The organism is Bradyrhizobium japonicum USDA 6 (genome assembly GCF_000284375.1).
In the GTDB taxonomy this organism is placed as follows: Bacteria; Pseudomonadota; Alphaproteobacteria; order Rhizobiales; family Xanthobacteraceae; genus Bradyrhizobium; species Bradyrhizobium japonicum.
The window spans coordinates 8,314,295-8,328,256 of the sequence record NC_017249.1; the positions used below are offsets into that span (position 1 = coordinate 8,314,295).

13 protein-coding genes are annotated in these 13,962 nt (G+C 58.1%); 6 read left to right on the top strand and 7 right to left on the bottom strand.

Features of this window, described 5'->3' with window-relative positions; all coding sequences use genetic code 11:
* Positions 1–329: 329 nt before the first annotated feature.
* From modC to ahpD, 4 genes are all read left to right on the top strand, one after another.
* The gene (gene modC / locus BJ6T_RS38495; protein ID WP_014497956.1) at positions 330–1,439 is read left to right on the top strand and encodes a molybdenum ABC transporter ATP-binding protein; all 1,110 of its coding nucleotides are present in this window, start codon (positions 330–332) and stop codon (positions 1,437–1,439) included.
* Positions 1,440–1,495: 56 nt separating this feature from the next.
* Positions 1,496–2,764 carry an IS256 family transposase gene (locus BJ6T_RS38500; RefSeq protein ID WP_014497957.1) on the top strand — a complete coding sequence of 423 codons (1,269 nt, stop codon included), beginning with the start codon at positions 1,496–1,498 and terminating at the stop codon, positions 2,762–2,764.
* Positions 2,765–3,792: 1,028 nt separating this feature from the next.
* Positions 3,793–4,347: a peroxiredoxin gene (locus BJ6T_RS38505; protein ID WP_011084586.1), complete on the top strand. Its 555-nt coding sequence runs from the start codon at positions 3,793–3,795 to the stop codon at positions 4,345–4,347.
* A 6-nt stretch (positions 4,348–4,353) separates the two neighbouring features.
* The gene (gene ahpD / locus BJ6T_RS38510; protein WP_011084585.1) at positions 4,354–4,902 is read left to right on the top strand and encodes an alkylhydroperoxidase, AhpD family; all 549 of its coding nucleotides are present in this window, start codon (positions 4,354–4,356) and stop codon (positions 4,900–4,902) included.
* A gap of 211 nt (positions 4,903–5,113) precedes the next feature.
* On the opposite strand, the gene BJ6T_RS38515 is transcribed toward ahpD, so the two are convergent.
* From BJ6T_RS38515 to BJ6T_RS46570, 7 genes are all read right to left on the bottom strand, one after another.
* A complete protein-coding gene (locus BJ6T_RS38515) occupies positions 5,114–5,410 on the bottom strand; it encodes a ferredoxin family protein (RefSeq protein ID WP_011084584.1) in 297 nt (98 codons plus the stop codon).
* A 38-nt stretch (positions 5,411–5,448) separates the two neighbouring features.
* Positions 5,449–6,756, bottom strand: a complete 1,308-nt coding sequence (locus BJ6T_RS38520) for an FAD-dependent monooxygenase (protein WP_011084583.1) — start codon at positions 6,754–6,756, stop codon at positions 5,449–5,451.
* Positions 6,757–6,767: 11 nt separating this feature from the next.
* Positions 6,768–7,877 (bottom strand): electron transfer flavoprotein subunit alpha/FixB family protein, encoded by a 1,110-nt coding sequence (locus tag BJ6T_RS38525; protein WP_014497958.1) that lies wholly within the window; start codon positions 7,875–7,877, stop codon positions 6,768–6,770.
* Between the two features lie 950 nt (positions 7,878–8,827).
* Positions 8,828–9,169, bottom strand: coding sequence for a nitrogenase stabilizing/protective protein NifW (gene nifW, locus BJ6T_RS38530; protein ID WP_011084580.1), 342 nt, complete (start codon positions 9,167–9,169; stop codon positions 8,828–8,830).
* Positions 9,170–9,823: 654 nt separating this feature from the next.
* Positions 9,824–10,642, bottom strand: a complete 819-nt coding sequence (locus tag BJ6T_RS38535) for a nitrogen fixation protein NifQ (protein WP_011084579.1) — start codon at positions 10,640–10,642, stop codon at positions 9,824–9,826.
* A 104-nt stretch (positions 10,643–10,746) separates the two neighbouring features.
* Positions 10,747–11,631 carry a nitrogenase iron protein gene (gene nifH, locus BJ6T_RS38540; RefSeq protein ID WP_011084578.1) on the bottom strand — a complete coding sequence of 295 codons (885 nt, stop codon included), beginning with the start codon at positions 11,629–11,631 and terminating at the stop codon, positions 10,747–10,749.
* A gap of 181 nt (positions 11,632–11,812) precedes the next feature.
* Positions 11,813–12,124: a hypothetical protein gene (locus BJ6T_RS46570; RefSeq protein ID WP_161170736.1), complete on the bottom strand. Its 312-nt coding sequence runs from the start codon at positions 12,122–12,124 to the stop codon at positions 11,813–11,815.
* A gap of 74 nt (positions 12,125–12,198) precedes the next feature.
* On the opposite strand from BJ6T_RS46570, the gene BJ6T_RS38545 reads away from it, so the two are divergent.
* Together BJ6T_RS38545 and BJ6T_RS38550 are read left to right on the top strand one after the other, a co-directional pair.
* Entirely contained in the window at positions 12,199–12,624 is a 426-nt protein-coding gene (locus tag BJ6T_RS38545; protein ID WP_011084576.1) for an ArsC/Spx/MgsR family protein, read from the top strand.
* 209 nt (positions 12,625–12,833) lie between these two features.
* Positions 12,834–13,577: an OmpW/AlkL family protein gene (locus tag BJ6T_RS38550; RefSeq protein WP_018647470.1), complete on the top strand. Its 744-nt coding sequence runs from the start codon at positions 12,834–12,836 to the stop codon at positions 13,575–13,577.
* Positions 13,578–13,962: the final 385 nt, after the last annotated feature.

The window sequence follows — 13,962 nt, forward strand, 5'->3', positions numbered from 1 at the left end:
GCCCCCCAACCTCTCAAGCCGCGCCATTCAACATTCACCAGAAGGCCTCGGCCCGGCCAAGCAGACCAAAGACCTCGCGTTGCTGGAAAGGCGGCGCTTAACTCTTAAGGTAAGCGCGCCGGCCACCGTACCGATTGCCACGATCCACCGGCGTGGAGCTGCTCAACAAGGCTCCGGACTTGAAACCGCTCTGCACGCCTCCCTCCCACTTTATACCCTCTTGCGAGCAGCAGCGCCGTGCTGGAGCGGAATAGACTGGATGGCCAGCAGCATAACGATCACCTCCAGTGCAGCCGCTAGGCTCCTCACTTAGATGGAAGATACAGCACATGGGCGGGTTCACCAAAGAAGCCAAGAAGGGCTATATTGAGGTTGCCTTCAACGGCTCGCTCGCGAGCATTCTGCTTGATACGCAGTTCAGCGTACCGGCCAAAGGCGTCACAGCGATTTTTGGTCCGCCTGGGTGCGGCAAAACTACACTCGCGCGCTGCATCGCTGGCGTGCAGCGTCTGCCGAATGGCTTCTGTGCGATTGATGGGGAGATTTGGCAAGATGAGACGACGTTTCGACCGCCTCATCTGCGTCGCGTCGCATATGTATTTCAGCTACCGATCCTCTCTTCTCATTTGTCGGTACGACGCACCCTTTTATACAACGCGTCAAACTCGGAACCGACACTGATCGATTTTGATGGTGTGGTCGAATTGCTCGGCTTGGCGCCACTGCTCGAGCGTACGCCATCACATCTTTCCAAGACCGAGCGGCAGCGACTTGCCCTTGGCAGTGCGCTGCTAGGCCAGCCTCGGCTACTCCTGCTGGACGATCCACTCATTGTGCGCGACCGCTCCGCCAAATGCGAGATCCTGCCATTTCTCGAACGCATCCTGCAATCGCTTGCGTTGCCGATGATCTACATCAGCCATGACATCACCGATATCGAACGTCTCGCCGATCATCTCGTCATGATGAAAGATGGCACCGTGACTGCGGCCGGTCCGCTCAATGTCACCCAGAGCGACCCGGCGCTCGCCAGCCGCAGTGAAGCGGCAATCTGTCTGGATACTATGGTCGGCGGTTATGACGGGCGCTACGGGCTGGTCAAGCTCCGCCTCAAATCCGCGCGCTTTCTGATACCAGCAGTACCGCTAAGGCCGGGCGCAAGGCTGCGGCTGCGCATCGCTGCCGGCGACGTCAGCATTGCGTGCGAACCTCCGCGCGCAAGCTCTATCCTCAATGTATTTCGAGCACGCATAACGGCCTCTCTGCCGCACGGCGATGCTGAGGTCACCTTGGTTCTGACCCTTGAAACTGGCCACTCTGGCGTGCCGCTTTTGGCGCGCATCACGCGCCGCTCCTTTGATGCCCTACGGCTCAGTATTGGAGCGGAAGTATTCGCGGAAGAGCTATGCGGGAAACTGGGTGATGACGGAATGAGATAGGCGGCGTATCGAGGCGGGTGTCGAGCCTGCCAGAACCTCAAGGAGAGCGATACGCCATGAACGAGCATAGCAACATTGTCCCACTGCGTCAGCCCGATGAGATCGACGATCCACTGACGAATATTTTGCGATCTGGTGCTCGGCAGCTGCTTGCGCAGGCTGTCGAGATGGAAGCCGAGGCGTTTCTCGCCGCGATGAAGGGCTTGAAGCTTCCCGATGGCCGCGACCGCCTCGTGCGGCACGGCCATGGTCCAGTGCGGACGATCCAGACGGGGATCGGCGCCGTCGAAGTCGCCCGGGTAAAGATTCGCGATCGCGCGGTGACCAGCGATGGCGAGCGGATCCGCTTCACCTCGGCGATCCTGCCGTTGTGGGCACGGCGCACGAAGAGCTTGGATGCACTTTTGCCGGTTCTGTACCTGCGAGGCATCTCGACGGGCGACTTCCAGGAGGCGCTGGCGGCGCTCCTGGGCAAGGATGCGCCGAATCTTTCTCCGGCGGTGGTTTCCAGACTGACGACGGAGTGGCAGCTCGAGTACGAGCGTTGGCAGAAGCGCGATCTGTCGGCGCGCCGGTACGTATACGTGTGGGCGGACGGCGTCTTCCTGCAGGCTCGCATGGAAGACCACAGCGAATGCATGCTGGTGCTGATCGGCGCGACGCCGGAAGGCAAGAAGGAACTCATCGGCTTCCAGGTCGGCGTGCGCGAGAGCACGCAGAGCTGGCACGAACTGCTCGTCGAGGCGAAAACCCGTGGGCTGAAGATCGCCCCGGAAATCGCCGTCGGTGACGGCGCGCTCGGCTTCTGGAAGGCGCTCGACGAGGTCTTTCCCGCCACGCGACATCAGCGGTGCTGGGTGCACAAAACCGCGAATATCTTGAACAAAGTCGCAGTGTCGGTACAGGCCAGCATGAAGAAGGATCTGCGCGAGGTCTATTTGGCGTCCAACCGAGCTTCGGCCGAAGTGGCGATCGATGTCTTTGCCGAGAAATACGGAGCGAAGTACGACAAGGCGGTCGAGTGCCTGACGAAAGATCGCGACGCAATGCTTGCGTTCTACGAATTCCCCGCCGAGCATTGGGACCACTTGCGGACGACGAATCCCATCGAAAGCGTGTTCGCGACGGTCCGGCACAGAACGGTGCGCACGAAAGGTTCGTTATCGTCAACGACTGCCAAGTTGATGGTGTTCAAGCTGCTCTGCGCCGCATCAAAGACCTGGCGGCGGCTGAAAGGCACAAATCAGTTGCCGAAGGTCAGCGCAGGTGTCAGATTCGAAAACGGCATCGAGGTCATCCAAGTGCCGGAAAACCACGCCGCCTGATCGCCTCGTCACCCAAAATCCCGCATAGCTCTTCGCGGAAGTCGCGCGCGCCGTTCCGCTCGGGCTGCCGAGCGGTGGCTTGCAAGGCCTGCCACATCCCCATGAGCACCTTGGACGGCTATGTCTGGACGCGAGAAACACACCAGCAAGATCGCGGCCATCATCGATAGTCTAGATGAGATAGATTCGAATAGCGCTCCGGGCAGTTCTTTACCTGCCAAAGACGATCTTGAGGCTACCTGCCGATTCCGCTTTGGATGTCGCGCAGCGAGGAAGGCATCACCTTACAGGTGCAGCGGCACTCGAGGGGGGCACACACATTATGCTCGCAAGCGAACGTTGCGAGGGGAGAACAGATCTCGATTTCCCAACCGTTCGGCAGCAGAACAATCCGGTCTTGACAAAAACGGTTGCCGAGGCTGCGCCCGCCGTCTCCCGGGCGCTTCGCAGCAGGACCCCATCTCCTTGCGATCAGCAAATTCGCCAAACAACGGGAATGAGCTGACCGGACCTGCGCGCCGAATCGTTACGATAGCCAGGCGTACCGGACTTAACAGACGTTCCGAAAAACATGCCTTGCGGCCGGCGCCGTTCAACCCCAGCTGCGGCTATTGGTCGGAACGATACCGGGCGGCGCACGCCCATCGAAACCCTTCGCCATTTGCGGAAGCCGCCTTAGCTCCCGCGTCCGCTGCTGCGCCGCCTCGATGCCTTGCGAACGCGCCGATTGTGGACCTTGAACGGCACGACGTCGCAGTTACCAGCGGCGAGCGCCAAACTGCCATAGCCCGGCCAGGCCGGCTGTGCAGTGCCTACCGGTCGGGGACGAGATTGCTTCGGTTTAGGTCTGGCTGCCGTCTTCCCGCCAACCGCGTAGCCAGCGCCCGTGTACTTTCGTGCTCAAAGGCGCCTGTATCCAAGCCGCTGGGCTGGTCTTGTTGCGCCAATTCTAGGTCTAAGAATGCGTGGCATATGGTTTGCTCCACCAGTGAGGTCACGATCTACAAAAGCAAGTTTGTGAGGACACCATGCTCGGAATTGGAAGTCAGTTGCCGCCATTCGACATCACAGGCGTGAAGCCCGGTTTTCAAGCGCAGGAAGAGGAAGGGCAGAGTGCGTTTGAGACGCTGACCGAAATGAGCTTTCCGGAGAAATGGAAGATCATCTTCTTTTACCCAAAGGACTTTACCTTCGTCTGCCCGACAGAGATCGCAGAATTTGCTCGGCTTTCCAAGGAATTCGCTGACCGAGATGCGGTTGTACTGGGTGGCTCGACTGACAACGAGTTCTGCAAGCTTGCTTGGCGGCGCTCACATGTCGACCTGCACAATCTACCAATCTGGCAATTTGCCGACACAAAGGGAACGCTCGTCGATGGCCTCGGGGTGCGTTCACCCGAAGGGGTTGCCTATCGTTATACCTTCATTGTTGACCCCCAAAACACGATTCAGCACGTCTATGCGACCAATCTGAGTGTGGGCCGCAGTCCTAAGGACACACTCCGCGTTCTAGACGCGCTGCAAACCGACGAGCTCTGTCCCTGCAACCGCGAAATCGGCGGGGAAACACTGAAGGTTGCGTGACGCAGCATGTCGCCGATCGAACAAATCTACGACAAGATTCCCGATTTCGCGAAGGATGTCAGGATTAACTTGACCTCCTTGATGGCCGATGAGACGCTTTCGCCGCGGCGAAAATACGGGGTGCTGGTAGCGAGTGCAGTTGCCACCCGCAATTCAGCCCTGATTGCCGCGGTGGAATCGGCAGCCTCGGGCGTGATGACATCTGTGGCGATCGCCGCAGCGAAAGCTGCGGCCTCCGTAGTGGTAATGAACAATGTCTACTACCGCTTCGTTCACCTCGCTTCCAACCCAGAATACAAGACGATGCCGCCGCGGCTGCGCATGGACGTGATTGGCAATCCCGGCGTGGACAAGTCCGATTTCGAGCTGTGGTCGCTTGCTGTCTCCTCCATAAACGGCTGCGGTATCTGCATTGATGCCCATGAGAGGACATTGAGAGCCGCGGGCGTCAATTCGGAGACGATCCAGACCGCCGTGCGCTTTGCTGCGATCACACAGTCAGTGGCGATCGCACTCGAGGCCGCTGGGCCTGCCTCCCCTCAGGCAGGAGACTGATCTTTTCTCTGCCATCAGATCGACGGCATCGTGGCGCTACTCAGTGGCGCCACAACGAGCCTTTTGCTGCTTATCTGCATGTCACGTCTTGCGTCGCGTTGCGATGACGGGTGTCTTCTCAAACAACCCGGCGCTATGCAGGTGACAGTGAGCGCGCCACAGATACAGTGAGATTGCGTCGGCTAACGCCGCACCACCCTTCGCTCTGTCATCACCCAAACTTGAACAGAACACCATATCCGCCGCGCGGGTGGCTCCATTCGATGTCGCCGGTCGGCTCGGCGATCACGCGGCAGGTACCGCATTCAATGCAGCCATCAACTGTAACTTCGACCTGGCCGTTGTCGTTGAGCTCGTAGCATCGCGCCGGGCAGGCCTTCAAAAGTGTGAGGAGCTGCGGCGATGGCGTCTTGTGCGCACGTACCCTGACGTGAGGGTGCCCGGCGTCGACAAGATAACGGTTGTAGTACAGCTTGTCTTCGACGCGCACGGAGGGTTCGACATTCATGCTTTTGCCTTCCACTGTTGGACTTCACACTGTCGCGATCACCGCCAGGCCCTGGCAAAACGGTAAGCATCGCCGACCAGACCTGACCATGACCGCGTCTTGACAAAGGATTTGAGGCTCGCCTTCTCCTTCTCAACCTTGGGCGTACCATCGACGCGCACAAAGTTCTGCATCGCCTTGGAGATAAGCTGCGGATAAGTGAGAAAGAAATTTTCGGAGTGGGTATGCATGAGGGGTGGCAAATCCTTGTACTTCTTGAGATCTTTGATGACGAAAGAATCGTCCAACATCTTTTTGTAGATTGAGAGATTTGTTGCACTCATCGGTTCGCCGCGCGATTTGACCAGACCTATCGCTTCGGCCGCGATACGGCCCGATGTCATCGCGAGATTGGAGCCCTCACGATGAACGGCATTGTTGAGTTGGGCGGCATCGCCCACGACGACCCAGCCCTCCCCATAAAGCTGTGGGATCGATTTGTAACCGCCTTCGGGAATGAGATGCGCCGAATATTCCTTTACTTCGGACCCTGCTATCAGTGGCGCCACAGAGGGATGCCTTTTGAATTCATCGAGCAGGCCATACGGCGTTTGGCCCGTGCGTTGGAAGTCGGCGACGAGACAACCGATGCCAAGCGAAATGCACTCTTTGTTGGCGTAGATGAAACCCATCCCGGTCATGCCGCGGGAAATGGTACCGGCAGCCTCTATCACGACGCCTTCATCCCCCTTAAGATTGAAGCGTGCTTCGATGGTTTCACGGGGCAAGAAGTGCATTTCCTTCACCGCGAGCGCAACGTTATCGGGTGCCGGACGGGCGCGCAGGCCCGCACGCGTGCCGAGCAAGCCATTGACCCCTTCGGCCAGAACGACGACGTCAGCATGTATCTCGCCGTCACGGCGATCTGTACGAACACCGACGACCCTGTTACGATCGTCCTGCGCGAGCTCTGTGACGGTGGTCTCGCAAAGCACGATCGCGCCAGCTTCCCGCACCTTTGAAGAAAACCATTTGTCAAACTGGGCGCGTATAATCGTATAGCGGTTCGGCCTCTGCTCGTTGAAGTCCTCCGAACGGTAGTGCATGCCGACATGCGAGCGATCGTCCATCATCCAGAACCGCTGTTCGATCAGGTGGCGTTCGAGTGGCGCCTCCTCTCGAAACTCGGGGATCAGCTTTTCCATCATGTCGGCATAGAGGATGGCCCCCTGCACATTTTTCGATCCGGGATATTCGCCCCGCTCGAGCTGCAGCACCTTCATGCCCTGTTTGGCCATCGTCAATGCCGCCGCGTTGCCGGCCATACCGGCTCCGACCACGATCGCATCGAATCTCTCTTCAATCATCAATATCTCCTCTAGACCGCGATCCTGGCGCGCGAATCTGGCAGAAGCCGCGCGCGAAATGCAGCCGTCAGGGCTGGCAACAATTGCATAGCATCACTGACGATCGCGAGATGGGCGAAGTCGAAGATCGGAGCGTTTTTGTCCGTGTTAACGGCGACGATCAGATCCGCGCCCTCGACGCCGACCCGGTGCTGGATCGCACCGGAAATGCCCGCGGCAATATAGAGCTTCGGCCGGATGGTTTTGCCTGTCTGACCGATTTGCCGGTCAGACGTAACCCAGCCCTTTTGCACGAGAGGACGCGAGCAGCCATATTCAGCCCCAAGCAGAGCTGCGAGCTCGCGTACCAACCGGAAGTTCTCAGGCGATCCCAGTCCAAGGCCGCCCGCAACCACAACATCGGCATAGGCCAGAGTGGAAGTTTCTGCATCGCGGTCGGGTAGGAAGGACAATACTTTCGTGACTATATCGTCTTCTACAAGGCCGAGCGGATGAACGACGATACGAGCGGCATCGCGCATAACGCGTGCAGGCATCGGCATCACTCGCGGGCGGACCGTGGCCATCTGCGGGCGGTAATTCAAGGTATAGATTGTGCAGAGCAACGAGCCGCCAAAAGTTGGCCGCGTCGCCGCAAGTGAACCGTCGGCGTCCACGTCCAGCGTGGTGCAGTCGGCAGTAAGCCCCGTCGATAGATTCGTCGCCACGGAACCTGCGAGATCGCGACCAAGCGTCGTGGCACCCAACAGTAATATCTCGGGCTTGTAGGTGTTGACGAGTTCGGTGAGCGCTTTCGTATAAGATTCGTTGCGGTAATCCGACAACACATTGTCGCTCACGAGATAGGCCAGATCGGCGCCGTAGCAAAAGGCTTCAAGTGCGGCGTTGCGTGTGTGCTGCCCCTCCGGACCGACAACGACAGCGGCAAGATTCACCTTTAGCCTGTCGGCAAGACCACGCCCCGCACCCATGAGCTCCCAGGAAACGGGATGCACTTGGCCCCGCTCCAGCTCGACGAAGACCCAGACGTGCTTGTACGACTTGAAGTGCTCCGGCAGTTCTTTTTTGGCTGCTCCGCGGCCGGCCCCTGCTGGCATCGCCGTTTTGCTGACCTTGCTCATAGTCTAAATTCCTCTGGAGATAGGCGCGCCCGCGCCACGGGTTGCTTTTTCGCTTTCGTTAACCGAAGTTCACTTTTGGCCGGCAAGTGGCTGGCTGCTCTGCCCGCCTGCGCGCTCGGACCAGTCGCACCACAATACGCGTCGTCGCAATTGGCGCACCCATTCGGCCGGCTTTGGAGGGATCTTGCAAACTGAATCCTTGGGTGCCGGGCTCGACGAGCGCCACCGTGGCCGGCCAGGACGAGGTGATCCTGACCGGCCACTTCCATGCCTTAGTTGACTAGTCCGTTCGCGGCGCCTCGCCGGTACCATCGATGGAGGTCCTGGCAAGGCTTCTGTCACGCGACCGTGCCGAGCCTCCAGCGCTGGCACTCCGTGTGGGAGGAGGGCACCACTTTTCGTAACGCAGTTTCTATCTGCGATGAGATGCAGACACATTTGAGCGGGATCGGGGGCCGATTTGATGCGGACGCTACTGTGCATAGCCGCCGCAAGAGCCGCGCGAAGGGGACACCTATTATTGACTACCATCTCACCGTCACTACGAAACTGCGACCGCGTCAAAGACCGTTGCGAACAGACCTGACGGCATCGTAGGCCTCGATATGATGCCGCAGGGGGGCTCGGCAGGCACTGTAAGCAGCATCATGGGTCCTCCTTCAAACTCACCGCGGGCGCCACCATCTGTCGGCATCGATGATCAGATCAGCAGGACAACAGCAAGTGTCGTACCAGTTGCAAAGACGATTGAAGTCAGTGGGACGTATTGGCTTGCGCCACACATCAAACAGCTGCTGATACCTGGTCACGAATAATCCGGACATGGGTCGGGAATACGACAGCCGTTGGCCGGGCCATGACTAAGAGACTTGCCGCGATAAATAGAAAGCCGCATTAACGGAGCGCCTCGGCGTCCGCCGGACAGACTTCGCTTACAGTGGAACGCTAGGTCACTTCAACTCGCTCAAAGGAACGAAGGCCGCAGCCTTCTTGGAGTCTGAGACGGCATCCTTCAAAACCTTGAACACTCGCTCGTCGATCGGTGACGATGCCACGAAATCTCCATATGCCCGTTCCAGCATCGCCTTGCATCGAGTTCTGATTTCCGGCTCTGCGGCACCAGCAAATTTCTCCTGTGCGAGGTATTGTCCCATGCGCTTCAAAATGTGAAGGCGCGCGACATTCACGATCTTAGGGTCGTACTCGACGCCAAGCAGCGAAAAAAACTCCTCTGCCGATGAGGCCTTGCCGAGTCGATCTAGAATACCGGTTGCTGGGGATGAGCTGATCATCGAATATTCTCCTTCGGTTTAGCTCTGGTGAGCGCCCACATTGAGCGGATCCGAAACAGTAACGACAACGCGCCCGCGGGTTTTGCGGTTGCGCTCAATCTGATGAGAACTCGGTGACGGCGCGGAAAGACTTCTCATGACTGACACCTGAAGTTCGCGGGCCCGGTATATCCTAACACTTGGTTGACCTTTTCCATCGTTAGCTCCTGATGACTACACAGCCCGAAGACGGCATGGATATTGTGGCAAGGGACCACATATTTCATCGACACCCTTGCGTCGACCCTCGCGTCGGCGCCTCTTTCCCGGGTCCGTGCGGCACTCCATCATGGTAAGCGGAAGATCTGCTTCGATAATTGCGCGGACGCGATGTTTTTGTTGACCGCGCCCGCCGTTACCGCCGCAGTCTTTGTGATCCTAACGGCCGACCTAGTGCAAGAAGTCACGCTTCTCTTTATGACCTTGTTCAGCAAATGCATCGTGGCAAATGCGACAGCGCTATGAGGCCGAACGCGTTGCCCTTTGGTGCGACAGGTCCGTTGCGGCGCACCAACACGGGTGAACTGTAGCCTAGCACTCGATCTTGCCGCCTTAACCACACGGCCGTCCGCTCGCATCCAAGTTGGTGATCCGCGCCCTCCTCCGACCTGCGGCCTACAAATGCGGTGAAGCCTTTTCGGATAACGATGCGACTGCGGTCTCTCCTGGCGTTTCAGATGCCCGGCCGCTGGACACAGCCGGCCATGCTGCGGCCTGCAACAGCAAATCGCGCCGACGCTCGGCCATCCGGCTCTCACCGCTTTCTTCACCGAAACAGATGTTGAATTCGTTACATTGATTGCACACGGGTGTCGTGCACATCGCAAGGCCTTCGTCCTCGCAAAGCATGCGGTAGAAGAAGCGCTTCCAACGCATATTGTTGACATTGCTCGCGGCGAGCGGCGCGAAATGCCGGCTCATCACGAGCGAGAGTTCGCCACGATCACGCAAGCCGAGAGCTTCCCAAAGATGGTCCGGCTCCATGGCGCGGCGCGCGATCATCGCAGCCAGCCACCGGCCGATATCCCCTTCCGTCGAGCGATGCTTGAGCAACAGATCGCGAAGCATTGCGATCTCCTCATCCTCTTCCCGCTTGAAGGGCGCGGCCTGCTCCGGGGCCCTGATCCCGGTTGGGAGAAAGTGCTGCTCCAGTAAGACCGCCAATTCAACGCCGGACAGGCCAACTTTCTCAGACAGACAGCCACCATCCATCGTGGCAGCCGCCAGGATAGACGCCAGGGCATGGCGATCGAGATTGCTGTCGATGGCGATATCGGCATTTGCAGGATGTTCACCGGTGAGCAGCCGGTAGGTTGAAATTCCCTTGTGCAACTGGCTATTGGCGTCAGCAGCACAGGCAGTCGTGAACGGAAGGACGTGCGGCTCGGACATAACTCTGCGGTTTTTCACAATGCGTGGTTCGTCACGGCGCACTCTGGTTTTCGCGGCCGATCGTCAGTATGCCGGCCCCCCCGGGAAGGGGGGTGAGGGAGACCGGCATCTGTCGCTCGCCTTCGCAAGGCGGCGACTCGCGGCCTTTACGAGGCTGCGAGTTCGGCGGCGGTTTTGCCGATGATTGATTCATCCACGGCCTTTATAATGCCATGCTCCATCAGCATGTCCTCGAGCTCATCCATTGAGATCGGGGTCGGGATGATGCCCTTGCCGCCATTATTGTGAACCTTGGCCGCTAGTTTCCGATAGTGATCAGCCTGCTTGGAATCGGGTGCATATTCAAGCACCGTCATGCGACGCAGCTCTGCATGCTGCACCACATTGTCACGCGGCACGAAGTAGATCAGTTGAGTGCCAAGCTTCTTGGCCAACGCTTCCGCCAGTTCCAATTCCTTGTCGGTCTGCCGCTCGTTGCAGATCAGGCCGCCCAACCGCACCCCACCTGAGTTCGCGTATTTCAGGATCCCCTTGGAAATATTGTTTGCGGCATACATTGCCATCATTTCACCAGACATCACGATGTAGATCTCCTGCGCCTTGTTTTCGCGGATTGGCATCGCAAAGCCACCGCAAACAACGTCGCCAAGCACATCGTAAGAAACATAGTCAATGTTCTCGTAGGCTCCGTTCTCTTCAAGAAAATTGATCGAGGTGATGACACCGCGGCCGGCGCAGCCGACACCTGGCTCAGGGCCACCGGACTCAACGCAGCGAATGTCCTGGTAGCCAACCTTCATTACGTCCTCGAGCTCTAGATCCTCCACGCTGCCGGCGCTCGCGGCAAGACTCAAAATCGTGTCTTGAGCCTTGGCGTGCAGAATAAGGCGAGTCGAGTCCGCTTTCGGATCGCACCCTACAATCAGGATCTTCTGACCCATCTCTGCCAGCGCCGCTAGCGTGTTCTGCGAAGTGGTGGACTTGCCGATTCCGCCCTTCCCGTAGAAGGCGATTTGTCTTAGTGAAGCCATGCTGCTCTCCATCAACCGATTTGCCAAACGTTGCGCGCTTCTTTTGCGAGCTTTGCTTCCCTCGCAGAAGCGGGGGCACACGGGTTCAAGGGAAGGAGCGCATCGCTCGCCTTACACGTCGGCGTGCACTCAGCCCTCACTCAGTGTTGCTGCCGCTTATCAGCAACAGCCGTGCCAAGGTCTAACCCGGCACCTTAAGCTTCTGATTACGTTTCCAAAAGCAACCAGCCGGCGCGCGATCGTAGGCTGTTTTGGATCTGACAAGATCTGCCCGGCTGTCAGACAACGAACAAACAATCGCAAACATGAACGCCAACAGCCAAATAGGCTGACTTAGCCGATGCCGCCATTGTGGAACAGAACTTGCTGCCGCTCGCGCAAGCTCAGCCATGTGAGGAGTAAAGATGCCGGACGGAGTCAAAATGAGACGGGCCAGCGGCTTTGCAAATTCGCTGAGGGCGCACCATGCGCTGATATTGACGTTGACTGTCAAGAACTTCGAATGGCTCCCGGGAAGCAGCAGCCCTGTGCTATTCGCCCAGCATAGCACGCCTACATAGGTACGCCGTGGCTACAATCATCTTTTATCAGAAGCCCGGCTGCGCCACGAACGCGCGTCAGATTCAAGCGCTAAAGTCCGCCGGTCATGACGTGGTCGTCCAGGACATCTTGAAGGAGCCATGGCATGCGGACGAATTGCGCAGCTTCTTTCGCAATATGCCCGTCGGCTCCTGGTTCAACCGAGCCGCGCCTCGTGTCAAGTCGGGCGAAGTCAATCTCGATTCTATCGACGCGGCGAGCGCACTCGCATTGATGGTGAGTGATCCACTCCTGATACGACGACCGTTGATCGACTTAGACGGAATACGATGTGCCGGGCTCGATCGCGAGCCCGCGCTGTCGCTGCTTGGCCACCAGACGCAGGAGCATCTCCAGGGATGCCTGCACCAAGCAACTCGCACGCGCTGCCCGAAGATGGGATCAAGCGAATGAGCCTGTTCCGGACGATCACACCAGAAGAATGACGTTCTCGACTTGCGGCTTGCTTGGCGCGAGTATTTCCTTTAGCAAAACGTGTTTCGCAGCTGTGATCCTGATGCAACTGAGCGGCACGATCGCTCCCATATTTGATTGGTATCAAATCTTTCGCCGTTCCTTATGTGTGACAGAGACCTTGCGCGGCTTCTCGCGCGACTTTTGGAATGGAGAATTCGATGAGAGCAAGAACAGTCCTGGCAACTGTATCGGTCTTCGCGCTAGCGACCTCGTTGGCCAGCAACTCGGTACGTGGTGCTGATCTGGGTCCGGCGCCGGTCTACTATAAAGCTCCCCCTATTGAACCCCGCAACCCGTGGATGATCCGCCTGCGCGTGCTTGGCGTTTTGCCGGATACCGCAGGCAGTTCCGTCAACGTTCCAGGGACGCCGTTGCTGTCATCACCCAACTCTGGGCTTTCGATCAGCGATCAAGCTATACCAGAGCTCGACATCACCTATTTCTTCACAGCTAACTTAGCCGCCGAACTCATTCTCGGCGTGACCAGCCATCACGTCAGCGGCAATGGCGCGCTCACAGGGCTCGATATCGGCAAAGCCTGGCTCTTGCCTCCTACACTGACCCTGCAATATCACTTCACCGATTTTGGGCCGCTTAAGCCCTATGTCGGCGCGGGCATCAACTACACTGTATTCTTCAACCAATCGGCAGCCAATACTTCGCTCGCCGGGCTTTCCGTCACGGATCTAAACATCAAAAACCAATTCGGCGCGGCAGTCCAATTCGGTTTCGATTACATGCTCGATCGCCACTGGGGCCTCAACTTTGACGTTAAAAAGCTGTGGCTGCGGCCGGAGTACTCGGCCACCTTAAACAATGCGATTGCCGTTACGGGCCGCGCCCATATTGATCCATGGCTCGTCAGCGGCGGCGTCGCTTACAAGTTCTGACGTTAGAGCAGAGCCAGAGTGGAGAGGCCGTTTGATAAACTCGGATCCCAGCAGGATCATCGAGCTCGTCTCCTACTCTCGCCGGACTGACACGGAAAGCCGGCTGACGCGCCATCGACGCGTCAGCTCGCAAGAGAGGGAACCGCTGGCGTTGCTCGCGCTGCAAGTTACGAATCGCGCAGCACGTGAGTAACATTACACAAACGTCGACTCAGAATATGATCATACGTCTGTTTCGCCACGCTTAAGACCGAAGCCATTTTCCCATTTGCCTGATAAGAAGGCGATACGCCGCTGACAGCCTAATCTTGGCCGCGAAGTGCCCGGTTAATCTCAGACGATCCGCCCCCCAACGTCGAGCCGACCATGCTAGCTAACCCGGCAA

Coding starts and splice junctions, on each gene's coding strand:
- BJ6T_RS38500 (WP_014497957.1), top strand. CDS start 1,496: ATGAACGAGCATAGCAACATTGTCCCACTGCGTCAGCCCGATGAGATC.
- BJ6T_RS38550 (WP_018647470.1), top strand. CDS start 12,834: ATGGAGAATTCGATGAGAGCAAGAACAGTCCTGGCAACTGTATCGGTC.
- BJ6T_RS38505 (WP_011084586.1), top strand. CDS start 3,793: ATGCTCGGAATTGGAAGTCAGTTGCCGCCATTCGACATCACAGGCGTG.
- BJ6T_RS38515 (WP_011084584.1), bottom strand. CDS start 5,410: ATGAATGTCGAACCCTCCGTGCGCGTCGAAGACAAGCTGTACTACAAC.
- nifW (WP_011084580.1), bottom strand. CDS start 9,169: ATGATCAGCTCATCCCCAGCAACCGGTATTCTAGATCGACTCGGCAAG.
- BJ6T_RS38520 (WP_011084583.1), bottom strand. CDS start 6,756: ATGATTGAAGAGAGATTCGATGCGATCGTGGTCGGAGCCGGTATGGCC.
- ahpD (WP_011084585.1), top strand. CDS start 4,354: ATGTCGCCGATCGAACAAATCTACGACAAGATTCCCGATTTCGCGAAG.
- BJ6T_RS38525 (WP_014497958.1), bottom strand. CDS start 7,877: ATGAGCAAGGTCAGCAAAACGGCGATGCCAGCAGGGGCCGGCCGCGGA.
- modC (WP_014497956.1), top strand. CDS start 330: ATGGGCGGGTTCACCAAAGAAGCCAAGAAGGGCTATATTGAGGTTGCC.
- nifH (WP_011084578.1), bottom strand. CDS start 11,631: ATGGCTTCACTAAGACAAATCGCCTTCTACGGGAAGGGCGGAATCGGC.